At 67.5% G+C, this 24,314-nt stretch carries 23 protein-coding genes; 11 read left to right on the top strand and 12 right to left on the bottom strand.

Going from position 1 to position 24,314, the window contains the following annotated elements; translation table 11 throughout:
• The first annotated feature begins 22 nt into the window (after positions 1 to 22).
• From pip to ISN75_RS00845, 3 genes are all read left to right on the top strand, one after another.
• Positions 23 to 979 (top strand): prolyl aminopeptidase, encoded by a 957-nt coding sequence (pip, locus tag ISN75_RS00855; RefSeq protein WP_168648910.1) that lies wholly within the window; start codon positions 23 to 25, stop codon positions 977 to 979.
• An 80-nt stretch (positions 980 to 1,059) separates the two neighbouring features.
• Complete coding sequence (locus ISN75_RS00850) at positions 1,060 to 1,356, top strand: type II toxin-antitoxin system RelB/DinJ family antitoxin (protein ID WP_168648911.1); 297 nt, start codon at positions 1,060 to 1,062, stop codon at positions 1,354 to 1,356.
• Positions 1,343 to 1,633: a type II toxin-antitoxin system RelE/ParE family toxin gene (locus ISN75_RS00845; protein ID WP_343819224.1), complete on the top strand. Its 291-nt coding sequence runs from the start codon at positions 1,343 to 1,345 to the stop codon at positions 1,631 to 1,633. The genes ISN75_RS00850 and ISN75_RS00845 overlap by 14 nt, the downstream gene beginning before the upstream one ends.
• Positions 1,634 to 1,657: 24 nt before the next feature.
• On the opposite strand, the gene ISN75_RS00840 is transcribed toward ISN75_RS00845, so the two are convergent.
• Positions 1,658 to 2,419: a hypothetical protein gene (locus ISN75_RS00840; RefSeq protein ID WP_343819225.1), complete on the bottom strand. Its 762-nt coding sequence runs from the start codon at positions 2,417 to 2,419 to the stop codon at positions 1,658 to 1,660.
• 101 nt (positions 2,420 to 2,520) lie between these two features.
• Between ISN75_RS00840 and ISN75_RS00835 the strand changes: the two genes are divergently transcribed.
• From ISN75_RS00835 to ISN75_RS00815, 5 genes are all read left to right on the top strand, one after another.
• A complete protein-coding gene (locus ISN75_RS00835) occupies positions 2,521 to 2,724 on the top strand; it encodes a glutathione binding-like protein (RefSeq protein WP_343819308.1) in 204 nt (67 codons plus the stop codon).
• 129 nt (positions 2,725 to 2,853) lie between these two features.
• Positions 2,854 to 4,725, top strand: a complete 1,872-nt coding sequence (locus tag ISN75_RS00830; RefSeq protein ID WP_343819226.1) for a M1 family metallopeptidase — start codon at positions 2,854 to 2,856, stop codon at positions 4,723 to 4,725.
• An 82-nt stretch (positions 4,726 to 4,807) separates the two neighbouring features.
• Positions 4,808 to 5,827 (top strand): alpha/beta fold hydrolase, encoded by a 1,020-nt coding sequence (locus tag ISN75_RS00825; RefSeq protein WP_343819227.1) that lies wholly within the window; start codon positions 4,808 to 4,810, stop codon positions 5,825 to 5,827.
• 22 nt (positions 5,828 to 5,849) lie between these two features.
• Positions 5,850 to 6,281 (top strand): GFA family protein, encoded by a 432-nt coding sequence (locus ISN75_RS00820; RefSeq protein ID WP_167255052.1) that lies wholly within the window; start codon positions 5,850 to 5,852, stop codon positions 6,279 to 6,281.
• A gap of 95 nt (positions 6,282 to 6,376) precedes the next feature.
• Positions 6,377 to 7,573: an MFS transporter gene (locus ISN75_RS00815; RefSeq protein WP_343819228.1), complete on the top strand. Its 1,197-nt coding sequence runs from the start codon at positions 6,377 to 6,379 to the stop codon at positions 7,571 to 7,573.
• Between the two features lie 90 nt (positions 7,574 to 7,663).
• Here the strand turns inward: ISN75_RS00815 and ISN75_RS00810 are convergent, their stop codons facing one another.
• Positions 7,664 to 8,434, bottom strand: a complete 771-nt coding sequence (locus ISN75_RS00810) for a M48 family metallopeptidase (protein ID WP_167255048.1) — start codon at positions 8,432 to 8,434, stop codon at positions 7,664 to 7,666.
• Positions 8,435 to 8,693: 259 nt separating this feature from the next.
• Entirely contained in the window at positions 8,694 to 9,611 is a 918-nt protein-coding gene (locus ISN75_RS00805) for a recombination-associated protein RdgC (RefSeq protein ID WP_167255046.1), read from the bottom strand.
• Positions 9,612 to 10,058: 447 nt separating this feature from the next.
• On the opposite strand from ISN75_RS00805, the gene ISN75_RS00800 reads away from it, so the two are divergent.
• Complete coding sequence (locus ISN75_RS00800) at positions 10,059 to 13,091, top strand: TonB-dependent receptor (protein WP_167255044.1); 3,033 nt, start codon at positions 10,059 to 10,061, stop codon at positions 13,089 to 13,091.
• A 41-nt stretch (positions 13,092 to 13,132) separates the two neighbouring features.
• Here the strand turns inward: ISN75_RS00800 and ISN75_RS00795 are convergent, their stop codons facing one another.
• The 3 genes from ISN75_RS00795 to ttcA form a co-directional block, all read right to left on the bottom strand.
• Positions 13,133 to 14,500 carry a DUF2252 domain-containing protein gene (locus tag ISN75_RS00795; protein WP_343819229.1) on the bottom strand — a complete coding sequence of 456 codons (1,368 nt, stop codon included), beginning with the start codon at positions 14,498 to 14,500 and terminating at the stop codon, positions 13,133 to 13,135.
• Positions 14,501 to 14,610: 110 nt separating this feature from the next.
• Positions 14,611 to 15,813, bottom strand: a complete 1,203-nt coding sequence (locus ISN75_RS00790; protein ID WP_343819230.1) for an amino acid aminotransferase — start codon at positions 15,811 to 15,813, stop codon at positions 14,611 to 14,613.
• A 30-nt stretch (positions 15,814 to 15,843) separates the two neighbouring features.
• Entirely contained in the window at positions 15,844 to 16,716 is an 873-nt protein-coding gene (gene ttcA / locus ISN75_RS00785) for a tRNA 2-thiocytidine(32) synthetase TtcA (RefSeq protein ID WP_343819231.1), read from the bottom strand.
• A 140-nt stretch (positions 16,717 to 16,856) separates the two neighbouring features.
• Between ttcA and ISN75_RS00780 the strand changes: the two genes are divergently transcribed.
• Positions 16,857 to 17,063 (top strand): YdcH family protein, encoded by a 207-nt coding sequence (locus ISN75_RS00780; RefSeq protein WP_167255036.1) that lies wholly within the window; start codon positions 16,857 to 16,859, stop codon positions 17,061 to 17,063.
• Positions 17,064 to 17,174: 111 nt separating this feature from the next.
• On the opposite strand, the gene ISN75_RS00775 is transcribed toward ISN75_RS00780, so the two are convergent.
• From ISN75_RS00775 to ISN75_RS00750, 6 genes are read right to left on the bottom strand one after another with little or no spacing between them, the layout of a single operon-like run.
• Positions 17,175 to 18,887, bottom strand: a complete 1,713-nt coding sequence (locus ISN75_RS00775) for a dipeptidyl-peptidase 3 family protein (RefSeq protein WP_343819232.1) — start codon at positions 18,885 to 18,887, stop codon at positions 17,175 to 17,177.
• A 43-nt stretch (positions 18,888 to 18,930) separates the two neighbouring features.
• On the bottom strand, positions 18,931 to 20,136 hold the full coding sequence (locus ISN75_RS00770; protein ID WP_167255032.1) for an ABC transporter permease: 1,206 nt from the start codon (positions 20,134 to 20,136) through the stop codon (positions 18,931 to 18,933).
• The gene (locus tag ISN75_RS00765; protein ID WP_168648918.1) at positions 20,133 to 20,867 is read right to left on the bottom strand and encodes an ATP-binding cassette domain-containing protein; all 735 of its coding nucleotides are present in this window, start codon (positions 20,865 to 20,867) and stop codon (positions 20,133 to 20,135) included. The genes ISN75_RS00770 and ISN75_RS00765 overlap by 4 nt, the downstream gene beginning before the upstream one ends.
• Complete coding sequence (locus tag ISN75_RS00760; protein WP_343819233.1) at positions 20,864 to 22,441, bottom strand: alpha/beta hydrolase; 1,578 nt, start codon at positions 22,439 to 22,441, stop codon at positions 20,864 to 20,866. Before ISN75_RS00760 ends, ISN75_RS00765 begins: the two co-directional genes overlap by 4 nt.
• 54 nt (positions 22,442 to 22,495) lie before the next feature.
• Complete coding sequence (locus ISN75_RS00755; protein ID WP_167255026.1) at positions 22,496 to 22,702, bottom strand: helix-turn-helix transcriptional regulator; 207 nt, start codon at positions 22,700 to 22,702, stop codon at positions 22,496 to 22,498.
• Positions 22,703 to 22,706: 4 nt separating this feature from the next.
• The gene (locus ISN75_RS00750; protein WP_167255024.1) at positions 22,707 to 23,315 is read right to left on the bottom strand and encodes a hypothetical protein; all 609 of its coding nucleotides are present in this window, start codon (positions 23,313 to 23,315) and stop codon (positions 22,707 to 22,709) included.
• A 441-nt stretch (positions 23,316 to 23,756) separates the two neighbouring features.
• Here ISN75_RS00750 and ISN75_RS00745 point away from each other — a divergent pair, with 441 nt between their 5' ends.
• Positions 23,757 to 24,290 carry a fimbrial protein gene (locus ISN75_RS00745; protein WP_167255022.1) on the top strand — a complete coding sequence of 178 codons (534 nt, stop codon included), beginning with the start codon at positions 23,757 to 23,759 and terminating at the stop codon, positions 24,288 to 24,290.
• Positions 24,291 to 24,314: the final 24 nt, after the last annotated feature.

Genomic DNA, 24,314 nt, shown 5'->3' with positions numbered 1-24,314 from the left:
CGGTTGCCAAGGAGCCAAGCGCATGCGCGAGCTGTATCCCCAGATCGAGCCGTACCAGACCCAGCGCATCGCGGTGGACGGCCTGCACACCTTGTTCGTGGAGGAATGCGGCAACCCCGACGGCTTGCCGGTGATCTTCCTGCACGGCGGCCCGGGCGCCGGCGTGTCGCCGTACCACCGCCGCTTCTTCGATCCGCAGCGCTACCGCATCGTGCTGTTCGACCAGCGCGGCGCCGGCCGCTCCACGCCGTTCGCGGAATTGCGCGACAACACCACCTGGCATCTGGTGGCCGATATCGAAACCATCCGCGAGGCGCTGGGCATCGAGCGCTGGGTGGTGTTCGGCGGCTCCTGGGGTTCGACGCTGGCGCTGGCCTATGCGCAGGCGCATCCGGAACGCGCGCTGGGCCTCGTGCTGCGTGGCATCTGGCTGGTGCGCGACGAGGAAATCCGCTGGTTCAACGAACTGGGCGGCGGCGCGGCCTTCGTGCGTCCGGTGGAATGGAACCGCTATCTCGCCCACATCCCCGAAGCCGAACGCGGCGACATGGTGGAAGCGTACTGGCGCCGCCTGGACGACGCCGACCCGCAGGTGCGCCTCAGCGCCGCGCTGGCCTGGGATGCCTGGGAAAGCAGCTGCATCGCGCTGGCCGACACCCCGTACGATCCGGCCGATGCGGGCACGCAGGAATCGGCGATCAGCAAGGCGCGCGCCGAAGTGCATTACTTCCGCCATCGCGCGTTCCTGGAGCCGGGGCAATTGCTGCGCGACGTGGACAAGATCCGCCGCATTCCGTCGACCATCGTGCATGGCCGCTACGACCTGATCTGCCCGGTGAAGAACGCATACGACCTGGCCGAAGCATGGCCGGAGGCGGATTTCCACGTGGTGACGGCCGGGCATGCGGCGTATGAGACGGAGATTGTGGATGTGCTGGTGCGGGCTACCGACGGATTGGCGGATCGGTACGCTGCTTAAGCGCATCGAAGCGAGAGGGGCTTGCTCGTATCTCAAATGAGATACAAAATGGACCTACCCGGTCCCTCAAAGCTAACCCCATGGCTCACACTTCGATGCTCCACGTCCGCGTTGATGACGAACTCAAGGCCATCGCCACGGAGAAGCTCGCCGACATCGGGCTCACCGTTTCCGACGCCGTACGCATCCTGCTGACTCGTATCGTCAAGGAAGGTGGTCTCCCGGCCGCCCTAACGGTCGACTCGAACGCCTATGACGCATGGTTCCGCGCCAAGGTGCACGAAGCTCTCGAAGATAAGCGACCACCCTCGTCGCACCAGCAAGTCATGGACGATGCTCAAGCGCTGATCGAGAGGAAAAGGCGTGCCCGACGTTGAATGGCGACAGACAGCGCGAGCCGATTTGCTCGCCATCATTGACTACATCTCCGACGACAACCCAGATGCCGCGCAACGGCTCAAGGATGATATCGAGACCCGGGTAGCCGGGCTCCCTGCGCAACCGAAGCTCTATCGCACAGGCCGTGTGCCAGGCACGCGAGAGATGGTCGTACACCCGAACTACGTCGTGGTTTATGCGGAGCTCGGCAACGTCATCGCGATCCTTCGCGTCTTGCATGCTGCGCAACAATGGCCACCGGCTGGCTTGCCATGACGTTAGCGCATGGGTTGATACGCGCTAAGGCAAACCAACGTAGCTCCGCTTGAAATTCACCGCCTGCGCCATCCCCGGCACCCTCCACTCGCCCAGCACGGTGAGCTGCTTGCCATTCGGCGCGAGCTGCCACCGCTGTTCGAGCTGCGAGCCGTCGGCGTACTGGATCGATACGCGCAGGCCGTCGGCTTCGCGGAAGCCGGCGACCATCGCGTTGCCGGACAGCGATTGGCGGCGCTGTCCATCGAGGCGTACGTCCATGTTCTGCCCGTTGGCGAAACGGACCTGCACCGCTTGCGCGTCCTGCTGCACCAGCAGCACGTTGTCCTGTTCGAGCGTGGGCGGCAGCGCGTAGTCGCCGCGGAAATCCTGGGCCTTGTCGTCCTTGCTGCCGTCGCTGGAAGCGCTCTTGCCGCCGCGGCCGCCATGGCCGCCGCCCATATGGCCGCCTCCGCCCATGCCGCCGCTCCCCATACCTCCACCGCCCGCGCCGCGCCCCATGCCACCACCACGGCGACCACCGCCGCTGCGCGCGCCTTGCGCCGGCGCGCCGCTCGACGAAGCCGCCGCAGGCGCGGCCATGCCGCGCGCCGCTTCGCGCAGCAGGCCCTGCACGGTGTCGGGGGTGTCGCTGTTGCGGTCGTCGAGGCGCCAGGCGCCGGCATAGCTGGCGGTCTGCGCCTGCTCGGCATGCAGGTCGCTGGCAATCAGCGCGACCGCGCCGAGAATCGTCAGCTGCAAAAGCAGCAAGAGAAAGCCGTGGCGGCGGCGAAAGCTCCGGGCCATAGATGCAACCGTCAGTCACCCCTCAATGGGCATAAAGAGGGATGACGCGCGAACCGGGCCGCGGTTGACATCGCGCTGACACATCGCAAGAAACGGAGGGGCTGGCCGCCCGTCCCTTCATCGCGGGCGAGCGCTACACCATCGCCGATATCTCGCTCTTTGCGTATACCAGGCTGGCAGGCGATGCGGGATTCGAGCTACAGCCTTACGCGCATCTGCGCGCATGGATGGCGCGCGTGGAAGCGCAGCCCGCGCACCTGGGCGAGCGGTTCCCGTACACGGTCGATCCGCACGCACCGGCTTGAGCGCAAGCCACGCGCGGGTCTGTACGAGGAGGCTGCCCGGTTTATACCCGGCGTCTCTCAGTACTCCCGGTACGGGCCGCCCCGCCGGGGCAATGGCATACTCGGCGCTCCCGTTGACCGGAGCATCCCATGCGCCTCCTTAGCGCCTTCGCCATCGGCGCCTTCAGCCTGCCGCTGGCCGCCTACGCCGCCGATCCCCATTCCTACGCCCAGCCCGACCAGGTGCGCGTCACCCACCTGGACCTGGATCTGAAGATCGACTTCCCGCACAAGCAGCTCGACGGCGTGGCCACGCTGAAGCTGGACTGGAAAGACGCCAAGGCGCAGGCGCTGGTGCTGGACACGCGCGACCTGAAGATCGCCAAGGTGGAAGCGGTGGATGCCGCCGGCAAGGCCAGCGCGCTGAAGTACGCCTTGGCGCCGGCCGACAAGCAGCTCGGCAGCAAGCTCACCATCCAGGCGCCGCAGCATCCGGCGCAGGTGCGCATCGCCTACGTCACCGCGCCCACCGCCTCGGGCCTGCAGTGGCTGACGCCGGAGCAGACGGCCGACAAGAAAGCGCCCTTCATGTTCTCGCAGTCCGAATCCATCCACGCGCGCTCGTGGGTGCCGCTGCAGGATTCGCCGGCGATCCGCTTCACCTACAGCGCGCATGTCAGCGCGCCGAAGAACGTGCGCGTGGCGATGAGCGCGCTCAACGACGCCAAGCACGCGCTGGACGGCGATTTCCGCTTCGACCAGCCGCACCCGATCCCGTCCTACCTGCTGGCCGTCGCCGCCGGCGATATCGACGTGAAGGAAACCGGCCCGCGCTCGGCCGTGTATGCCGAACCCAGCGTGGTCGGCAAGGCCGCCAAGGAATTCGAGGACACCGAGAAGCTGATCAAGGCCACCGAGCAGCTCTACGGCCCCTACGCGTGGGGCCGCTACGACCTGCTGGTGCTGCCGCCGTCCTTCCCGTTCGGCGGCATGGAAAACCCGAACATGACCTTCGCCACGCCGACCGTGCTGGTGGGCGACAAGAGCCTGGTCTCGCTGGTCTCGCATGAGCTGGCGCATTCCTGGTCGGGCAACCTGGTGACCAGCGCCGCGTGGCGCGACATCTGGCTCAACGAAGGCTTCACCACCTACGTGCAGGGCCGCATCACCGAAGCGGTGTACGGCAAGACGCTGGCCGACGAGGAAGCGCTCCTGTCCGCGCGCGACCTGCAGAAGCATATCGGCGAGATGCCGCAGAACTCGCAGAAGCTGGCGCCGGAACCGCACGGCGTGGACGCGGACGACACGCTGTCCGACGTGGCCTACACCAAGGGTTCGTGGTTCCTGCGCACGCTGGAGCAGCGCTTCGGCCGCAGCACCTTCGATGCGTACCTCAAGGGCTATTTCGCCCACTTCGCGTTCCAGAGCATCGACACCGAACAGATGCTGGAGTACCTGAAGGCCCATCTGTTCGACCAGAACCCGGGCAAGATGGACTGGGCCGAAGTGAAGGAATGGGTGTACGAGCCGGGCATTCCGAAGAACGCGCCGCTGCCCGTCTCGCCGCGCTTCGACGCTATCGACAAGGAACGCGCCGGCTTCCTCGCCGGCTCGCTGGCGGCCGACAAGCTCGACGCCCGGGGCTGGAACACGCAGGAATGGATGTACTTCCTGGACGGCATGCCCGACGTCGCGCCGCTGGAGAAAATGCAGCAGCTCGACGCCGCCTGGCATCTCACCGGCACGCCGAACGCCGAGATCGGCATGCGCTGGTACAGCCACGCCATCGCCGCCGGCGACAAGGCCGTGTGGAGCGCCGCCGCCGAGCACATGACGCGCATCGGCCGCCTGTACCTGACCACGCCGCTGTACCGCGCCTTCGTCAAGACGCCGGAAGGCCTGGCCTACGCCGAGCAGGTGTATGCGAAGGCGAAGTCCGGCTATCACCCGATGACCCGGGACGCCGTCCAGCGGATCATCGACAAGGCCAGGCACCCGGCGGCGAAGAAGCCGGCCAAGTGATCGACGCCGCACGGCGCGCCGGGCTTGATCGGCGCGCCGTGCGACCCGACATGCTCTCCTTTCTCCTGCGCGGATCGTCACGATGACCAAGTCCACCCTTCCCGCCGCCGGCCAGGGCAGCCAGCGCCCCTTGTGGCAGCGGCTGCTGATCCGCCGCCTGAAATTCCTCGCCGTCGTGGCCCTGGTGCTGGGCCTGGGCCTGGGCGGCTGCTATCTGTTCGCGCCGCAATGGCTGCTGCGCGCGGAAGTGGCGCGCAAGGCGATGGCCGCGCACGTGGAAACGCATTCGGTGCAGGTGGGCGACACCAAGTGGGTCTACTACGAAGGCGGCAAGGGTCCGACCCTGCTGCTGCTGCACGGCTTCGGCGCCGACAAGAACGTGTGGCTGGAACAGCTGCGCCTGCTCACCCCGAATTTCCACGTGATCGCGCCGGACCTGCCGGGCTGGGGCGATTCCACCCGCGTCGACGGCGCCAGCTACAACATCGATGCACAGGCCGCGCGCCTGCAGGGCTTCGTCGCGGCGCTGCGGCTGCAGCAGGTGATCCTGGTCGGCCATTCGATGGGCGGCGCCATTGCCGGCACCTACGCGGCCGACCATCCGGAGCACGTGGCCGCGCTGGCGCTGATCGATGCGTTCGGCCTGAAGACCAGGGAGAACGACTTCGTGCGCCAGTCGCTGGCCGGCACGAACCTGTTCAACTACGACGACCGCGCCGGCTTCGAACGCGCCACCTTGCTGGCCTTCGAGAAGATGCCCAGCATCCCGGGCCGCTTCGTCGACGTGCTGATCAAGAAGAACCAGGACGAACGCCCCTTCACCGACCGCACCTTCCACGAACTGCTCGATCCCTCGCAGTACCTGTCGGTGCAGAACCGCCTGGACCGCCTGACCATGCCGGTGCTGGGCCTGTGGTGCCACGACGACAAGATCATCGACATCTCCGGGCTGGACAGCCTGCGCAACGGCCTGACGCATTCCAGCGCGATCAGCTCCTCGGTGCTCAGCGGCTGCAATCACATGCCGGTGCTGGAGAAGCCGGAGGAGACCTCGCGGATCCTGGGCGCCTTCGCCGTGCAGCACATGCCGCTGGGCGGCTGATGTTCGACGAAGGGAGTCCGGCATGCTGATCGAAGGACGCTGCCACTGCGGCAACATCTCGTTCGTGCTGGACTGGCAGCCCGACCCCGAGAGCATCCCGGCGCGCGCGTGCACCTGCACCTTCTGCACCCGCCATGGCGGCCTGTGGACGTCGAATCCCCAGGGCAGGCTGCAGGTGCGCGTGGCCGATCCCGCGCGCGTCTCGCGCTATGCCTTCGGCACCGAAACCGCGGCGTTCCAGATCTGCATGACCTGCGGCGTGGTGCCGCTGGTCACCAGCCGCATCGACGGGCAGCTCTACGCGGTGGTCAACGTCAATACCTTCGAGAACGTCGATCCCTCGCTGCTGCAGCGCAGTTCCAGCACCTTGGACGGGGAAGGCGTGGGCGATCGCCTGGCGCGCCGCCAGCGCAACTGGATCGGCCAGGTGGATTTTCCCGCGGCCGACGGCTGAATTTAAAAGTTTCTTTAGTCGCCGCAGCCATGCTGCTCTGCGACAATAGGCGACGCCGCGCCTCGCCTGCTTCGCGGCCTGCCTTAAAGAAATCCATGACTACCGCTATCCACGACGAGCCCCAGGGCCTGCGGCTGACCTGGCGCATCGTCCAGATCGTCAGCTTCACCTTCCTGGCCTACCTGGTGATCGGCCTGCAGCTGGCCGTGCTGCCGCCGTTCGTGCACAGCGACCTGGGCTACGGCGCGGTGCTCGCCGGCCTGGTGGTGAGCACGCAGTACATCGCCACCTTCCTGAGCCGCGGCTTTGCCGGACGCACTTCCGATACCGCGGGCCCCAAGCGCGCGGCGATGATCGGCATGGCCGCCTGCGGCGTCAGCGCCGTGCTGATGATCGCCGCCGCCCTGCTGCGGCCGTGGCCGCCGGCGTCGCTCGTGCTGCTGCTGCTCGGGCGCCTCGCGCTGGGCGTGGGCGAAAGCTGCGTGGGCACGGGCTGCATCATGTGGGGCATCGGGCGCGTGGGGCCGGCGCATACGGCCAAGGTGATTTCGTGGAACGGCGTGGCGACGTACGGTGCGCTCGCCGCGGGTGCGCCGCTGGGCGTGCAGCTCGCCAGCGCGTTCGGTTTTATCGGCATCGGCATCGCGGGCGCGCTGCTGATGGTGGCGGGCCTGTTGCTCGGATGGCGCCGGCCGGCGGCGAAAGTGGAATCCGGCGAACGGCTGCCGATGCATCACGTGTTCGGCCGCGTGTTCCCCTACGGCATGGGCCTGGCCCTGGGCGCGATCGGCTTCGGCGCGCTCGCCACCTTCGTCACCCTGTACTACGCGGCGATGGGCTGGAGCGGCGCGGCGGCCACGCTGAGCGTGTTCGGCGCGTGCTTCGTCGGCGTGCGCCTGGTGCTGGGCGGGGCGATCTCGCGCTTCGGCGGCTATCGCGTGGCGCTGGTGTCGTTCACGCTGGAATGCGTGGGCCTGATCGTGCTCGCGTCGGCGGGCAGCGCGGCCATGGCCATGTTCGGCGGCGCGCTGACCGGCCTGGGTTTCTCGCTGATTTTCCCGGCGCTGGGCGTCGAAGCGGTGCAGCGGGTGACGCTGAGCAATCGCGGCTCCGCCCTGGGCGCGTATTCGGTGTTTACCGACCTGGCGCTGGGCGTGGCCGGTCCGCTGGGCGGATGGCTGGTGTCGGGCGGGCGCTATGGGCCGCTGTTCGCCACGGCGGCGGGGTTTTCGGTGGTGGCGATCGCGCTCACCGCATGGCTTTATCTGCGCTACGGCCGCCGCATTGCGTAGGTTGGGGTGAGCGCAGCGAACCCCAACGGTGCAAGCCTCGTGCGCACCGCACTGTTGGGGTTCGCTGCGCTCACCCCAACCTACCGCGGGTCAATCCGCGACGTCGGCCACCAGCCGGTCGAGCTCCGCCTTCAGGATCGCCCCGTTCTGCCGCAGCCAGTCGCGCTGCTCGCGCCAGTCGGGGAAGAGGTGCTCCACCTGCGCCCAGAAGCGCGGCGAATGGCTGCGCACTTTCAGATGGCACAGCTCGTGCGCCAGCACGTAGCGCAGGGCCGCGGGCGGCGCGAGGGCCAGCGCGAGATCGAGGTTGATGCGATCGCGCGTATCGAGGCTGCCCCACAGGCTTTTCATCGGGCGGATGCGCAGCGCGGTGGGCGCCAGGCCCAGCTGCGGCACGTAGCCGGCCATCCAGCGCGCCACGTCGCGGCGCATCAGCGTTTCGAAATACGAGGCGAGCAGGCCGCGCGCCACCGGCAGCGCGCGCGTATGCGGGCGCGGCAGCACCAGGGTGAGGCCGCCTTCGTAGGGTTCGACTTTCGGATACGGGCCTTCGGCCCAGTCCAGCAAGGTGGTTTCGCCGCGCAGCGGGAATTCGGTGGCATAGCCCAGGCGCAGCGGCGGCAGCGGCTTGGTCACCAGGTTCAATTCGTCGAGCTTCTTCTCCAGCCAGTCGACGTGGCTGCGCAGGAAGGCGCTGACCTGGGCCGGGTGCGTGCCGTGCGGATAGGAAACGCGCGCGCCCTTCGGCGTGACGGTGAGACGCAGGCGGCGCGCGCGCGGATGCGCGGACTTGAGCACGCGGATGGTCCCGCCGCTCGTCGTCGACAATTCCAGCCAGTCGCCTTCCAGATGCTGCGTCATCGGTACTACCCCGCCTTGCTGTCTATGCTGCTCCCGGCCGCCCTGTCCCGCCATTGTCCGCCCGCCACTGTGGGGAGAGCATGCAGGCTATGCAAGACGGCTGGGTGACGCCCGGCGCAGGGCGCCGGGAACCAGGATAGATGGGGTTAGGCGGGAAAAATTCCAGCCGTGGCGCGGGTTTCGGAGCATTGGCCGCATAACCGCGCGGCCTGGCGGGCGGCAGCTCGACGCTTTCGAGCCGCCGTTCAGCCTGGCCGGCTCAGCCGTCGGCGGGGCGGGGCAGGCCGAACCACTCCTCCAGCTTGCCCAGCAGGCGCTCCAGCTCCAGGGTCAGCAGGGCGAAGCTGGCATCCATCTCGGCGGCGGCGTCCTGGTGGCTGTCGCCCATCTCGTCCAGAACGACGTCCAGGAACTTGAGCTTGCGCACCACCAGGTCCTCGCCCAGCACGAAGCTCATGCGGTCGTCGAACACCAGGCCCAGCTGGAACACCTGCTTGCCGTTGCGCAGGTGCTCTTTCATCTCCTCGCTGTCCAGCTCCTGGCGGCGGCAGCGGGCGATGGCGCCGGTGGCGGTGGCCGGGTCGCGCAGCTCGCATTCGTCGCCCAGGGCCAGGCCGGCCGGCAGGTTGCCGGTGGCCAGCCAGTCGGTCATCAGCACGCGCGGGCCTTCCTCCGGCGCCAGCGGCACCGCGGGGAAGCTGCCCAGGGCCTCGCGCATCTGGGTCAGCGCGTTCTCGGCGGACTTGCGGCTGGAGGTATCCAGCACCAGCCAGCCGTGGCGCTTGTCCACGTAGGCCGACAGGCGCGAGCTGCGCACGAAGGCGCGCGGCAGCAGTTCGGTGAGGAGGTCTTCCTTGAGGCGCTTGCGCTCGCGGCCGCCGACCTTGCGGCCTTCTTCCTCGGCGATCTTCTGCACCTTGCGCTGCAGCTCGTCGTTGACCACGGCGGCCGGCAGCAGCTTGTCCTCGCTGCCCACGGTGACCAGGGTGCAGGCCTTCACCGCATGGGTGAGCGCCGCCTCCTCGCCCCGCCCCACCGGCGGCACGAAGCCCTTGGTGCCCATTTCCAGCGGCCCGCAGGGGCGCAGGCGGTGCTCGGCCAGGACTTCGTCGAGTCGGTTGAGGTCTTCGGCCACGGCGGGGGAAAAGCGGAACAGCGTGAGATTGCGGAAGAACATGACTGGGCTGGGTATCCGGGCGGTCTGGCGGCCCCGGACCGGGGCGCACGAAACGACCATCATACCGGATGAGGCCGCCCCGGCCCTCGCTCATGCCGTCCGGGGCATGTCGATATGCCGGTCCTGGACACATCGCCGCTGCCGCGGACCTGCGGCTCAGGAAAAAGTACGAAGCCGTGCACGGATTCGTTTAGCCATCTATACATCCAAAAAACTTTTCGCTATAACGGACTCGCATGCCGCATCGCAACATTCTGGGAGAAGTTGCGCGGTCATGTCTCGAGCGAAAAGCGTCGGCCGCGCCAGCGGCTTCCGGCAGCGTCGCTTTCGACCATCCATCGGATTGAACAGCACCATCCAGGCACTGCGGGCACCGCAGGGCTCAGCCGCGGCATGCCATGTCCGCGGGGAGCTTCCGCGCCCGCTCAATGGGGAGAGCACGACGCAATGACTAACTCGGGCAGCAAACGATTCCTGGCACTGGCCATCGGCCTGTGCATCAGCGGCGGCGCGCTGGCGCAGGCCACCACCGGCGGCATCTTCGGCCAGGTGGCGTCGGGCCAGGGCGACAGCGTGCTGATCAAGAGCAGCACCGGCCTGAGCCGCGAAGTGCCGCTGGACGACAAGGGCCGCTACAGCGTCGCGCAGCTGCCGCTGGGCACGTATACGGTGACCTTGCAGCGGCAAGGCCAGGTGGTGGAAACGCGCGACAACATCGCGATCCGCGTGGGCGCGGGCACCGAAGTGTCGTTCGCCGGCGCGGTGTCGGCGCAGAACCTCGGCGGCGTCAGCGTCACCGCGAACGCCTTGCCGGCGATCGACGTGTCCAGCGTCGACTCGCGCACCGTAGTCACCTCCGACCAGCTCGCCAAGGTGCCACTGGGCCGCAGCTCCGAAGCCATCGCCTTGCTGGCGCCGGGCGTGGTGAACAACGGCGGCAGCTTCAGCGGCCCCACTGGGCAGTCGCTGGTGAGCTTCGGCGGTTCCTCGGCCAGCGAGAACGCGTACTACGTCAACGGCTTCAACACCACCGACCCGCTGCGCGGCTTCGGCGGCCTCACCCTGCCCTATGGAGCGATCGACCAGCAGGAGGTCTACACCGGCGGCTACAGCGCGATGTACGGCCGCTCCGACGGCGGCGTCATCAACGTGGTGGGCAAGCGCGGTACCAACCAATGGCACTTCGGCACGCAGGTGCTGTGGGAGCCGGCATTTGCCCGCGCGCGCCAGCGCGACCGCTTCTACGAAAGCGGCCTGCCGGCCACGCCGGTCGCCGGCAATCTCTACGCGCCGGACAGCGCCGACCGCAGCTGGACCACCACGGTCAGCGCCTACGCCGGCGGCCCGCTGGTGAAGGACAAGCTGTTCCTGTTCGTCGCCGGCGAATACGAGCGGCAGGAAGGCAATACGGTAAACCCGGTCAGCGGCTTTCTTTCCGGCAAGCCGTATGTCGACTATCGGCACAACGACCCGCGCTGGTACGGCAAGCTGGACTGGAACATCACCGACAACCACATCCTGGAAGTCACCGGCGCTTCCGACAAATACAACAGCTCGGGCACCATCTACCGCTACGACTACGTCAACCGCGCGCAGGGCGCGCGCATCGGCGCGGACGACAACATCAAGAGCGGCGGCGACGTGTACACGGCCAAGTACACCGGCTATCTCACCGACGCGCTCACGCTTACCGCGCAGTACGGCCGCATGAAGACGTCCGACTACGACGTGCCGGGCGGCTACGACCCCTCGCTCACCTACGTCGACGGCGTGACCAACCAGAACCCCGCGCTCAACGGCGGTGTCGGCCGCGGCAACAGCCAGACCATCGTCTCGCTGTTCGATCCGGGCCGCGGCAACCGCACCACCAATACGCGCATCGACCTGACCTACAAGCTCGGCGACCACACCCTGAGCGCGGGCATCGACAACCAGACCGCGAAGGCGCTCAACCAGGGCTCCAACACCTCCGGCCCCGGCTATTACTGGGCCTACGACCAGGCCGATCCGAACACGCCGCTGTCCACCGGCCTGGGCGTGCCGGCTACGGGCGGCTTCCCGAACGGCGCGCAGGGCTACTACGTGGTCAAGACCGTGGCCAACAGCCTGGCCACCGTGCGCTCCAGCCAGCGCGCGCAATACATCGAAGACAAATGGCAGCTCACCGAGCGCTGGCTGCTCTCCATCGGCGTGCGCAACGACCAGTTCCGCAACTACAACGCCGACGGCCAGGCCTACATCACCCAGCACAAGCCGCAGTGGGCGCCGCGCCTGGGCTTCGCCTGGGACGTGTACGGCGATTCCAGCTTCAAGATCTACGGCAATGCGGGCCGCTACTACCTCGGCCTGCCGCTGAATCCTTCGCTCAATGCGGCGGGCGCCTACGTCAGCACCTCGCAGTACTACACCTACAGCGGCATCGCCGCCGACGGCACGCCCACCGGGCTGACCGCGATGTCGGGTCCGGTATCGGCCAACAATGCGTTCGGCATCCTGCCCGACCCCAAGACGGTGAGCACGCAGGATCTGAAGTCCGAATACCAGGACGAGTTCATCCTCGGCTTCACCAAGACCGCCGGCACCGACTGGGTCTACGGCGCCAAGCTCACCCAGCGCGTGCTGCGCAGCGCGATCGACGATTACTGCGATATCGACCGCGTACTGGCCAAGGCGCAGTCGCTGGGCTACGACGTCACCACGTCCAGCAATCCGGTGAGCTGCTGGCTGTTCAATCCCGGCAAGGCCAATACCTTCACCCTGGTCGACACCTCCGGGCGCTACGTCAGCGTGCCGCTCAACAACGCGGAGTTCGGCTTCCCCACGCTCAAGCGCAAGTACTACGGCCTGGAGACCTTCCTGGAGCATCCGTTCGACGGGCAGTGGTACGGCAAGCTCACCTACGTGTTCTCGCGCAGCTACGGCAATACCGAAGGCCAGCTGCGTTCGGACCTGTACCGCGAATCGCGCGGCACCGGCCAGACCGCGGTGTCGACCACGCAGGACTGGGACAACTCCTGGATCATGGCGTACAGCAACGGCGCGCAGAACAACGATCACAAGCACCAGCTGAAGTTCTTCGGCTATTACCAGCTCACGCCGGAATGGCTGGTCTCCGCCAACCTCAGCCTGATCGCCGGCGCGCCCAAGCCCTGCCTGGGCTATTACGGCCCGGACCGCGCCGACCCCGCCGGCTACGGCAACAGCTACCACTTCTGCTTCGGCGAACCCTCGCCGCCCGGCAGCCAGGGGCGCCTGCCGTGGATCCGCCAGCTGGACCTGGGCGTGAGCTACCGGCCCGCGTTCGCGGCCAGCCGGCTGGCCTTCAGCGCCAACGTGTTCAACGCGCTGAACGAGCAGCGCGTGCTCGCGATCTTCCCCAACGGAGAGTCCTCGCCGAACAAGGCCAATCCGCTGTACGGCACGCCGACCTCGCGGCAGCTGCCGCGCTATGTGCGGCTGAGCGTGAGCTACGACTACTGAGGACAGGGAGGGCGGCGCGCGCGCCGCCCTCCTTCGCTCACTCAGTACAGCGGCGTGCCGGCGTTGTACGCGCCGACGAAGGACTGCCAGTCCAGATTCACCTGGTCGGCATAACCGAACGCAAAGGTGGCGATTTCCGATTCCAGCCCGCTCTTGCTGCTCACCGCATTCGTGACCTGCTTGTCGATGCTGTACGGCACGATGCTGCTGTCGTAGTCCTGGTCGGAGATGGCGTGCGCGGAGGCCAGCGCCTGGCCCAGGTAGGTGGCGGCGGTGTTCAGCTTGCCGGCGCTGCTCAGCTTGGTCGGATCGAAGTCTTCCGCGTAGGGCGACTTCTCATGCACGTAGAACGCCATGCCGTTGATGGTCGCGTAGCCGGCCAGCACGTCGGCGTTCAAGGTCTGCGCCTTGGCGGTCATCGCCACGCGGTCGCCTTCGTGGTTGTTGTAATCGGCGGCCGGCAGCTGGCCGTCGTCGACTTCGACTTCGGCGACGGCGCTGGACACCTCCTGCTTCACTTCCAGGATCACATCGTCCGACGCCGACGTGGACGGCCCCTCGACCAGCACGTAATAGCGCAGCCGGCCCAGGCTGCCGATGCCGGAGCCGAGCTTCTGGCGGATGTCCTTTACCTGGTAGTAGCTGGCGGCGTAGCGCTTGGACGAGGCGATGGTGTTGACGTAGCCGCCGATCGCCGCGGCGATGTTGTTGTAAGTGCTGCTGTCGACGGTGGCGAGTGTGCCGGCAATCGTCTGGAACTGGCGCGTGCTTCCGCCCACCTGCGTGTACTTCGCCAGCAGATCGGAACGCGCATCGCCCTTGGACTTGGCGATGGTGTCGTTCACCACGCCCGAGGTATTGCCGTTCTTGAGCTGGAAGCTCAACTCGGCGCTGCTGCCCTTGAAGTCGTCCATCTTGTCGACATAGGCGCCGACCATGGTGTCGATCGCGGTCTTGATGTCGCTGTCGGCCAGGCCATTGGCGCGGCCGGCCAGCACCATGCTGGTGGCGAGGCGGCGCAGGTCCCACACGTACTGGCCGAGATACCCCTCGTCGAAATCGTCCACCGAGAACACCGTGTTGCCACTGCTGTCCTGCCAGGCGCCGAAGTTGCCGATATGCGCGTCGCCGCCGATCCAGGTGTAGCCGGTCTGCATGGTGGTGTAGCTGGACGCCGGCAGGGTCTGCATGTCCTGGTAGAAGATATGCGCGGTACCGCGATAGAAATTGAAGGCGCTGGCCGCCATGGTCGACATCTTGGTGCCGAGCTCCGCGCTGTCGGTAGCGGCGAACGGGTGGTTATAGCCATACACCTGCGACACCACCCAGCTGGTGCGCGTGCTGGCGGCGTGCGCGGCGGTGGCGCACAGCAGGGTGGCAGCGGACAGGACGATCCATGCTCTCTTCATCACGACGTTCCTCCAGGCAAGAAAAAAGGCGCGGCCTTGCAGCCGCGCCTTCGGTCGAACCGGAATTCAAACGGTCACGCGTGACGCCGGTGTGACGTGCGTTCTTGCGTTCAGTTCTTGCTGACCGCCGCCACCGCCGCGGCCACCGTGTCCAGGTTGGAACGGTTCAGCGCCGCCACGCAGATGCGGCCGGTGCCGATCGCATAGATGGCGTACTCGTCGCGCAGGCGATCCACCTGGGCCTTGCTCAGGCCCGAGTACGAGAACATGCCGGCCTGCTGCTGGATAAAGCCGAACTGCGGTGCGCCGTGCGCCGCCAGCTTCTCCACCATGCCGGCACGCATCGCGTGGATGCGCTCGCGCATCTCGCCCAGCTCCTGCTCCCACATCGCACGCAGCTCGGGGCTGTTGAGCACGCCGGCCACCAGGGCGCCGCCGTGGGTGGACGGGCTGGAATAGATCGAGCGGATGGTGCGCTTGACCAGCGACTGCACGCGCAGCGCCTCGTCGCGATCCGCGGCGACGAAGCTGAGCGCACCGGCGCGCTCGCCGTACAGCGAGAACGACTTGGCGTACGAGCTGGTGACCACGAAGGACTCCAGGCCCGAGGCGGCGAACAGGCGCACCGCGGTGGCGTCGGCGTCGATGCCCTGGTCGAAGCCCTGGTAGGCCATGTCGATGAAGGGCAGCAGCTGGCGCTCCTTCACCACCTCGACCACCTGCTGCCACTGTTCGGCGTTGAGGTCCACGCCGGTCGGGTTGTGGCAGCAGGCGTGCAGCAGCACCACGGTGCCGGGTTCGAGCTTGCCGAGGTCCGCCAGCATGCCGGGGAAATCCAGGCCGTGGGTCTGCGGGTCGTAGTAGGTGTACTCGACCACCTCGAAACCGGCGGCGAGGAACACCACGCGATGGTTTTCCCAGCTCGGGTTGCTGATGGCGATCTTGGCCTTCGGCAGGGCCTTCTTCAGCACGTCCGCGCCCACGCGCAGCGCGCCGCTGCCGCCGACGGTCTGCGAAGTGGCCACGCGGCCGGCGGCCAGCAGCGGCGATTCGGCGCCGAACACCAGCTTCTGCGTGCCCTGGGTGTAGGCCGGCAGGCCGTCGATCGGCAGGTAGCCGCGCGGTTTCGCTTCCTGCGCCAGGCGCTGCTCCACTTCGTGCACGGCACGCAGCAGCGGGATCCGTCCCTGTTCGTCGTAGTAGATGCCCACGCCAAGGTTGACCTTGCCCGGGCGCGCATCGGCCAGGTAGGCCTCGGTGAGTCCCAGGATCGGATCGCCCGGAGTCATTTCAACGGATGCAAAGTGCGACACGGCGTTACTCGCAAGTGAGGGGGGGAGGGATCAGGCTTCGGCTGGTTCTTCGGGCGCACCGGCCAGCCACTGGTGCGCGTCCGCGCGGGACGCGCCTTCGCGCGCGCCGAGCGAGGCGAAATCGAACAGGTTGCGGTCGGCCAGCTGCGAGGGAGCGACCGCGCCCAGCGCGCGGAACATGGTCTCGCTGCGGCCGGGGTACTGCTTCTCCCAATCTTCCAGCATGCGCTTGACCACCTTGCGCTGCAGGTTCTCCTGCGAGCCGCACAGGTTGCACGGGATGATCGGGAACTGCTGCAGCTGCGCGTACTCGGCGATGTCGGCTTCCTTGCAGTACGCCAGCGGACGGATCACCACGTGGCGGCCGTCGTCCGAGCGCAGCTTCGGCGGCATCGCCTTGAGGCTGGCCTGGTGAAAAAGATTTAGGAAAAACGTGCCGAGGATGTCGTCGCGATGGTGGCCCAGCGCGATCTTGGTGATGCCGTTGGCCGCGGCCCAGGTGTACAGCGCGCCGCGCCGCAGGCGCGAGCACAGGCTGCACATGGTCTTGCCCTGCGGGATCACGCGGGTCACCGTGCTGTAGGTGTCCTGCTCGATGATGTGGAACGGCACGCCGCGGGCGGTGAGGTAGTCCGGCAGCACGTGCTCGGGAAAGTCCGGCTGCTTCTGGTCGAGGTTCACCGCGATCAGCTCGAAGCGCACCGGCGCCTTCGCCTGCAGCGACAGCAGGATGTCCAGCAGGGTGTAGGAGTCCTTGCCGCCGGACAGGCACACCATCACCTTGTCGCCGTCCTCGATCATGTTGAAGTCGGCGATGGCCTGGCCGACCTGGTGACGCAGGCGCTTGGCCAGCTTGGCGGCCTCGTACTGCTGCTTGCGTGTGGCTTCGGGCTGGGCGGACATGGCGTGGCATCGGCGAGCGAATGGCCGCCCATTGTAGCGGCCCTGCCCCGGCCCCGCCCTGCCTTCCGGCAACTCCACCGGCCCCGGCCCGGCGGAGTACACTCGGGTTTCGTCCTTTCGCCAGCCGCCAGCCGCCGCCCATGCAGGTCCAGGATCCCGCCGAGATTGCCCATCTGCTGGCCGAACTGCGCGTCGAGCACCGCGATCTGGATATCGCCATCGACGCCCTGGCCGCGGCCATGGGCCGCGACGAGCTGCAGCTGACGCGGATGAAGAAGCGGAAATTGCTGCTTAAGGATGCGATCGCTCGCTTGGAAAGCCGGTTGATTCCGGACCTGGATGCTTGATGCTGCGGATCGGGAAAGAGCTTTTAGGTCTTTTCCGATCTTGAGCTCACTGCTCCGCCCGGCCCCTCACCCCAGCCCTCTCCCCGGAGGGGAGAGGGGGTAGCGGTGGGGCTACTTGGAGGGCTGCTGCAGGCCCAGCACGTCCAGGCCCTGCTCGAACACGATATCCACCGGGATCTTCGCCCCGTCCAGCTTCTTCAGGTCGCCGGCCAGCTCGGCATCCACGTTGCCCATGCTGTCGGTGAGCTTCTTGGCGGTGTCGTAGTCGCCATCGCCCTGGATGGTCAGCAGCTTGGCGGACAGCGCGTTCATCGCCGCGGTCATCTTGTCGAAGTCCACGCGGTAGCGGCCCGTCGCCGGGTCGCGGCTGAAGGCGCCCTGCTGCTTGAAGAAGTTGAAGCGCACCATGTTCGCCTTCGCATGCGCGTCGCTGGCGCCGAAGCGCACCGAGCGCAGGATGCCGGCCAGGAAGGTGACGTAGTTGTCCATCAGCCTGGCTTTGTCCAGCTCGCCCTTCTCGGCCAGCTTGCTGACCATGTACAGGCCCAGGATGTCGGCCTTGCCTTCCTCGAAGCTCGAGGCCTGGTCCTTCAGCGCGGCGCGCACCAGGCCCTTGTCGGTCAAGGTGTTCTTGATGCCGAGGCCGTGCGCCACCTCGTGGAACATGGTGTTCTCGAAGAACGCATCGAAGGTGAGATGCGACTGCTGGTCGCCGGCGATCAGTTCCTTGGCGATCGGCAGCATGATCTTGTCGAACTTCGCCTGCATCACGTTTTCCAGCTGCAGGCGGCGCGTGCCCTTCTTCAGCTGCACTTCCTCGTCGTTGGGCAGGTTGATCGCGATGGTCTTGGCGCCGACGTTGGCGTCGCCGGCGTAGTACACGGCGAAGTAGGCGTTGAGGTCGGCGTCGGAGCCGGGCTTTTCGGCCTTGTATTTCGCCTCCACCGGCAGCTCGCGCTGCAGTTCCGGCAGGTATTTGACGAAGCGCGAGAGCTTCTCGCTCCAGGCCTGGTCCTTCACCAGCACATAGCTCTCGTAGCTGGCCTTGTAGCCGAACAGCTGGTCTTCGTAGGTTTCGATCGGGCCGATCACGATGTCGACCGGGTTCTTCTTCATCGCCATCCAGGCGAAGTCGCTCTTGCGGTATTCGTCGCTGAGCAGCGCGTCGGCGCGCAGCTTGAGGTAATGGGCGAAATCCTTGTCGGCGGAAAGCTCCGCCGCCTGGCGCAGCAGGCCGGCGGCTTTTTCGAGATCGGCCTTGTAGGCCTCATGGAACGGCACGGTCATCAGCTTGCCCTGCGCGTCGCGGCGCAGCAGGGTGTAGAGCGAGGCCTTGTCCTTCAGATCCGCCTTCTCGAACTCGTCCTTGCCCATGTCGGCCGGATAGAACTGCACGCCGGCGGGGCGCGGGCCGATGCCGGCGACGAAGGGCTGGTCGTCGTGCAGGCGGTCCCAGGGGCCATAGTTGATCTCGGCGTAGCGGCGGGTGTCCTCGTCCGGAATACGCTGCATCAGCGCTGCCTTGTCGCCCCAGGACTGCTGCCAGTACAGGCTGTTGGTGACGTCGGCCGCCTGCACCAGCAGGGCCAGCATCTGCTTCTGCTGGTCGTCGAAGCCGGAGAGATCCGCGCTCAGCTTCACCGTGGCGTAGTCGCCCATGCGCTGTTTCGCCAGGTCCGCATCGGTGGACGGCGGCGCCGGCTGGGCCGGGGCGGTGGCGGCCGGGGCGGGCTTGGGCTCCGCCGGAGCGGCGGCGTCCTGGTGGGACGAGCTGCAGCCGGCCAGGGCGGCGGCAAGGCTCACGGCGAGCAGGCGGTAACGCATGGGGGCTTCCTCGAGTCCGGGAAACCCCCATGGTACCCGCAGCTCAGGAGGAGATCGCCAGCCGCTCCGAGCGGTACAGCTGCATCGTCACCAGCAACAGCAGCAGCGCCGCGGCCAGGGTGCCCAGCACGCAGGTGGCCAGCTGCTGCATGTCGACCGCGTCGCCGCGCAGCAGGCGCATCACGCCCAGGTGCTGGCCCAGCACCGGCACCGCGTACATCCAGCTTTGCGGCTTGATCGGCATGAAGGTCAGCAGCAGGCTCGGCAGCGCCGGCACGAACATCAGCAGCGACACGTAGGTCTGCGCCTCGCGGTAGCTCTTGGCGAACGCCGCGACGAGCGACTGCAGCACCGCCAGCAGCAACAGCAGCGGCAGCATCAGCAGGAACACGTGCGAGCCGAAATGCACGCCCAGGTCCAACTCCATGCCCAGCTTCTCGGTCGGCACCAGCCGGCCGACCAGGGCGAACGCCACCAGGCTGATCACCAGGCTCACGCCGGAGAACGCGCAGATCGCCGCCAGCTTGCCGGTGAGGATCTTCCAGCGCGCCACCGGATTGGCGAACAGCGGCTCCAGCGACTGCCGCTCGCGCTCGCCCGCGGTGAGGTCGATCGCCAGGTACATGCCGCCCATGAACATGGTGATGATGAAGAAGTACGGCAGCATGCCGAACATCAGCACGCCGCGCGCCTGCGCCGTGGCCTGGTCGCGCCTGGCCACGGCGATCGGCCAGGCGGTGCCGGGCGACAGGCCGCGCGCCACCAGGCGCATCGCGCCCTGCTGGCGCGCATAGCCTTCCACCAGCTTGCTGACGCGCTCCACCGGCGTATTGGTGTCGCTGCGCGAGGAGTCGAACAGCACCTCCACCTGCACCGGCTCGCCCTTGCGCCACGCCGCGGGGTAATCCGGGCTGATGCGCACCACCACGTCGGCATCCTGCTTGCGCACCGCCTGCTCGGGATTGCCGATGCCCGGCTGCGGCACCACGCCGCCGGCCTTCAGCGCACCGACCAGGTTGGGCGCGTACTCGGCGCCGATCACCGGCACCTTCAGCGGCTGCTCGGCTTTCTCCAGCTCGCGGTTGAGCGAGGCCTTCACCAGCATCACGAAGATCAGCGGCCCCAGCAGCGGACCGGTCAGCAGCGCGCTGATCAGGGTGCGGCGGTCGCGCAGGTTCTCGCGCACTTCTTTCAGGAACACGGTAAGGAAGGCGTTGGCGCGTCGCGCCTTGTAGGCAACGGTGTTCATGCGGCGAGGCCCTCCTCGCTGCCGATGATCTTCACGAAGGCATCCTCCAGGTTCGCCGCGCCGGTCTGCTCGCGCAGCGCCTGCGGGGATTCGTCGGCCACCACGCGGCCGTGCGCGATCACCACGATGCGATCGCACAGCGCGGCCACCTCCTGCATGATGTGGCTGGAAAACAGCACGCAGCGGCCTTCCGCCTTCAGTTTCTGCATGAACTGGCGCAGCGCGCGGGTGGCCATCACGTCCAGGCCGTTGGTCGGCTCGTCCAGGATCACGTTGCGCGGGTCGTGGATCAGCGCGCGGGCGATCGCGGTCTTCACGCGCTGGCCCTGCGAGAAGCCCTCGGTGCGCCGGTCGGCGATCTCTTCCATCTCCAGCGCCTTGATCAGCGCCTCGCGGCGCGTGGCCAGTTCGTCCTCGGGCAGGCCTTGCAGGCGCGCGAAATAATCGATGTTCTCGCGCACGCTCAGGCGCTTGTACAGGCCGCGCGCGTCGGGCAGCACGCCGAGCTGGCGGCGCACCGCCAGCGGATCGGCGGCGGCGTCGATGCCGTCGACCAGGATCTGGCCGCGGTCCGGCTTCATCAGCGTGTACAGCATGCGCAGGGTGGTGGTCTTGCCGGCGCCGTTGGGGCCGAGCAGGCCGGTGATCTCGCCGTCGCGCGCGGTGAAGCCCACGCCGTCGACGGCTTTGACCGTGCCGAATGCCTTGTGCAGGTCTTTCACCTCGATCATGGCGCGGCTCCGTTGAAATCGATGAATTGCGGGGTGGCTTGCAGGCGCTCCAGGCACTTCGCGTCGAGCTTGGCCGGCGCCAGGTCTTCCACGAAATGCTTGAGCAGGTCCGGCGCGCAGCCGGCCGTCACCACGTTGTGGCCCTGTCCCTTGAGCACGAAGTGGCGGCCGTTGGCGAAGCCCTTCAGCACGGTGTCGCCATAGGCCGGCGGCGTCACCGGGTCGTACTCGCCGGAGAACAGCAGGGCGGGCTTGTCGCTCTTCACCGGCTGGTGGAAGTCGGCCGGGCGCGTGCCCTTGGGCCACACCGAACACACCGCCTGCAAGGTGTCGAGCACGCGGGTGCCGAGCATGGAGTGCGCGTCCTGCGGGCGCGGCGTGAACAGGTCGGCGTCTTCGCTGCAGATCACCGAGGACTGCATGCCGCCGTTCATGGTGTCCGACAGATCGCCCGACAGCAGCTTGGCCTGGCCCAGCAGCGGGCCGACATCGCCATGCGCGGCCGCGTCGATCGACACCGGCAGCAGCGCGGCGGTGATCGGGGAGTAAGCGAACATGCGCACCACGCTGGCCAGCGAGTACTCGCTCAGCACGCGCTGCACGCTCTGATAGTTCTGCGGATCGCGGAAGCTGACCTGGTGCGGATTGGCGCGCAGCGCATCGCGCAGCTGGTACAGCGTCTGGTAGGGGTCGCCGAAGCGCTCGTGGCAGGCCTTGTCTGCCGTGCAGCGCGCGAACTGCGCCTTGAGCGCGCTTTCCAGGTTCTGCGCGAAGTCTTCGCCCAGCACCAGTTCGTTCGGCACCACGCCGTCCAGCACCACCGCGCGCACCGCCTCCGGATGGCGCATCAGGTACTGCTGGGCCATGCGCGTGCCGTAGGAAACGCCGACCAGGTCGAAGCTCGGCGAACCCAGCGCGCGGCGCAGGTCGTCCAGATCCTGCGTGGCCACCGTGGTGGTGTAGTAGCGCGGATCGGCCTTGCCTTCGAGCTGCTTGAGGCAGGCCGCGGTTTCGGCGCGCAGCCTGGCGGGGTCGAAGGCGAGTTCTTCGTCGCTGCCCGGTTTCGCTTCGGCCGGCTTGCAGGTCAGCGGGTTGGAGCCGCCGGTGCCGCGCTGGTCCAGCAGCAGCACGTGGCGGTGCGCCAGCAGCGGCTGCAGCGCGGGCGCCACGCCGGGCCAGGTTTCGGTGGCCGCCTGGCCGGGGCCGCCGGCCAGCAGCACCACCATGTCGTCGGTGGCGACCTGGGCGCTGCTGCGGATCACGCCGAACTTCAGCTTGATCTTGCGGCTGTGCGGGTCGTCGCGGTTCTCCGGCACCTCGAACGGCGCGCACCAGGCGGCGGTGGTCATGCCGCTGTTGGGCTGGCCCAGCTCGCACGGCGTCAGCGTGAGCGAACCGAGCCGCCAGGTTTCCGGCCGGGCCGGCGCGACGGATGCCGCGGCGGCCGGCGTGCCGTCGTCCGCCGCGGCCGCGTCGTTGCCGCCGCCGCGCGCATGGAACTGGTTCCAGGCCAGCGCGCCCAACCCCAGCGCGACGGCGGCGATGCGCACCATGGTGCGTCCCTTGATGGCCATTGCTTGTGTTCCCCTCGCTCATGCGGCCGTGCGGCCGCTGTCATCCCCAATGCGTCAGTGCCCCGCCTCGCCGTCCGGCTGGAAGATCGCTTCGATCGGCTGCTCGAACAGCCGCGCGATCTTGAAAGCCAGCGGCAGGCTGGGGTCGTACTTGCCGGTTTCGACCGCGTTGACGGTCTGCCGCGACACGTCCAGCCGCGCGGCCAGGTCGGCCTGCGACCAGCCGCGCCCGGCGCGCAGTTCGCGTACCCGGTTCTCCATCGCGTCAGTCGCGGTAGCGGCGCTTGGCCCAGGCCAGGGTCGGGCCGTAGACCAGCATCAGCGCCGGAAACACCAGCAGCAGCACGGTGCCGTCCAGGCTGACCACCTTGGCCGCGGCCAGAAAGCCGACGGCCACGCTGAGCACCGCCACCACCCCCGCGGCCAGCGCCAGCGCCTGCAGGTGCAGGCGCTGCATGAATTCGTCGCTGGCGGTGACGTAGCGGAACAGCGAGACCGCCATCGCCGCCACCGGCAACGCCGGCGCCAGCGCGATCAGCGCCTTCAGCCAGGCCGTGCCGGTGGTCTTATGCAGCGGCCACACGAACAGCATCAGGGCGAAGTACACCGCCATGGCCGGCACGAACTCGGCGAGGTAGCGGCGGTCCTCGCGGCGCATTTCGCCGTCCGCTTCCGAACAGGCGGTGGCGCGCGACACGTAGGCGAGCAGCCAGGTCAACGCGACCAGCAGCACCAGGGTCAGCACGCGCGAGCCGGTGCCATGCAGGCGGGCCATCAGCCCGACGACCGCGAAATACCCCGCCATGATCAGCCCCAGCAGCAGGCGCCGGGCCCACGCCGGCCAAGCCGCCATGCGCCTGGTCAGACTTTCCATCGCCCCCTCCATACGCCTCGCTCCCCCGTCGATCAGGACGCCTGCCGTGTCAAGCAAGCTTGACAGCATGCTAGGCAGGGCCCAGCGCGATGTCAAGCACGCTTGACAGGAGCACTGTAAACCTGGGCGTTTGTACGATTTTTTGCGTACAGGCAAGGACTTGGCCCACGGAGGTCACTTTTTGACCCTCCATGTCCTCGACAAATTTTTGACGTTGCTTAATCGTTGGTAGGAAAATTCTGAGAGATTGTTCTCAGATTTAAGTGTCAACTAGATCACGTTTTTTGGCATGGCTTCTGCATAGGCCCATCGCCAACGAGGGAAGCGCCGGCAGCGCCCTCCCCTCGGAGAAAGACGCAGGGGGACGAGAGACCAAGCCCGCGTCCGGAGCGCAACCACTGCCGTACCCAACCAAAAACCCGTTAAGGACAAAGGCATACCATGAAGAACGTTCTCGCCACCGCCCTGATCGCCGCCCTGGGCTTTGCCGCCCTGGCCCCGAACCAGGCTTCGGCCGCCGACGGCACCATCAACATCACCGGCTCCGTCAACGCCTCCACCTGCAAGATCAACGGCGCCAACAGCCCGGCCACGGTCAACGTGACCCTGCCGACCGTGTCGACCACCTCGCTGAGCGCCGCCGGCACGACCGCTGGCCGCACCGCCTTCGCGCTGGCCCTGAGCAACTGCGGCTCGCTGACCAAGGCCCAGACCTTCTTCGAGCCGGGCCCGACCATCATGGCCGACGGCAACCTGAAGAACGGCGGCAGCGCCACCGGCGTCGAAGTGCAGCTGCTCAACAGCGACTTCAGCGCGATCAACCTGGCCGGCACGGCCTCGACCCAGAACTCGCAGCAGGTCGCCCTGACCAGCGGCGCCGGCAACCTGAACTACTACGCGCAGTACTTCGCGACCGCCGCCGCCGGCGCCGGCAACGTGACCACCTCCGTGCAGTTCACGATGCTTTACCAGTAAGTCCCGCCCGGCTAGGCGGTCAGT

The organism is Dyella marensis (assembly GCF_049532885.1).
Lineage (GTDB): Bacteria > Pseudomonadota > Gammaproteobacteria > Xanthomonadales > Rhodanobacteraceae > Dyella_D > Dyella_D marensis.
This window is presented reverse-complemented; position numbering and strand designations above follow the sequence as displayed.

What these genes read in the sequence shown, in the direction of transcription:
- pip (WP_168648910.1), top strand. Translation starts at nt 23, where the DNA reads ATGCGCGAGCTGTATCCCCAGATCGAGCCGTACCAGACCCAGCGCATC.
- ISN75_RS00850 (WP_168648911.1), top strand. Translation starts at nt 1,060, where the DNA reads ATGGCTCACACTTCGATGCTCCACGTCCGCGTTGATGACGAACTCAAG.
- ISN75_RS00840 (WP_343819225.1), bottom strand. Translation starts at nt 2,419, where the DNA reads ATGGCCCGGAGCTTTCGCCGCCGCCACGGCTTTCTCTTGCTGCTTTTG.
- ISN75_RS00830 (WP_343819226.1), top strand. Translation starts at nt 2,854, where the DNA reads ATGCGCCTCCTTAGCGCCTTCGCCATCGGCGCCTTCAGCCTGCCGCTG.
- ISN75_RS00825 (WP_343819227.1), top strand. Translation starts at nt 4,808, where the DNA reads ATGACCAAGTCCACCCTTCCCGCCGCCGGCCAGGGCAGCCAGCGCCCC.
- ISN75_RS00820 (WP_167255052.1), top strand. Translation starts at nt 5,850, where the DNA reads ATGCTGATCGAAGGACGCTGCCACTGCGGCAACATCTCGTTCGTGCTG.
- ISN75_RS00815 (WP_343819228.1), top strand. Translation starts at nt 6,377, where the DNA reads ATGACTACCGCTATCCACGACGAGCCCCAGGGCCTGCGGCTGACCTGG.
- ISN75_RS00810 (WP_167255048.1), bottom strand. Translation starts at nt 8,434, where the DNA reads ATGACGCAGCATCTGGAAGGCGACTGGCTGGAATTGTCGACGACGAGC.
- ISN75_RS00805 (WP_167255046.1), bottom strand. Translation starts at nt 9,611, where the DNA reads ATGTTCTTCCGCAATCTCACGCTGTTCCGCTTTTCCCCCGCCGTGGCC.
- ISN75_RS00800 (WP_167255044.1), top strand. Translation starts at nt 10,059, where the DNA reads ATGACTAACTCGGGCAGCAAACGATTCCTGGCACTGGCCATCGGCCTG.
- ISN75_RS00795 (WP_343819229.1), bottom strand. Translation starts at nt 14,500, where the DNA reads ATGAAGAGAGCATGGATCGTCCTGTCCGCTGCCACCCTGCTGTGCGCC.
- ttcA (WP_343819231.1), bottom strand. Translation starts at nt 16,716, where the DNA reads ATGTCCGCCCAGCCCGAAGCCACACGCAAGCAGCAGTACGAGGCCGCC.
- ISN75_RS00780 (WP_167255036.1), top strand. Translation starts at nt 16,857, where the DNA reads ATGCAGGTCCAGGATCCCGCCGAGATTGCCCATCTGCTGGCCGAACTG.
- ISN75_RS00775 (WP_343819232.1), bottom strand. Translation starts at nt 18,887, where the DNA reads ATGCGTTACCGCCTGCTCGCCGTGAGCCTTGCCGCCGCCCTGGCCGGC.
- ISN75_RS00770 (WP_167255032.1), bottom strand. Translation starts at nt 20,136, where the DNA reads ATGAACACCGTTGCCTACAAGGCGCGACGCGCCAACGCCTTCCTTACC.
- ISN75_RS00765 (WP_168648918.1), bottom strand. Translation starts at nt 20,867, where the DNA reads ATGATCGAGGTGAAAGACCTGCACAAGGCATTCGGCACGGTCAAAGCC.
- ISN75_RS00760 (WP_343819233.1), bottom strand. Translation starts at nt 22,441, where the DNA reads ATGGCCATCAAGGGACGCACCATGGTGCGCATCGCCGCCGTCGCGCTG.
- ISN75_RS00755 (WP_167255026.1), bottom strand. Translation starts at nt 22,702, where the DNA reads ATGGAGAACCGGGTACGCGAACTGCGCGCCGGGCGCGGCTGGTCGCAG.
- ISN75_RS00750 (WP_167255024.1), bottom strand. Translation starts at nt 23,315, where the DNA reads ATGGAAAGTCTGACCAGGCGCATGGCGGCTTGGCCGGCGTGGGCCCGG.
- ISN75_RS00745 (WP_167255022.1), top strand. Translation starts at nt 23,757, where the DNA reads ATGAAGAACGTTCTCGCCACCGCCCTGATCGCCGCCCTGGGCTTTGCC.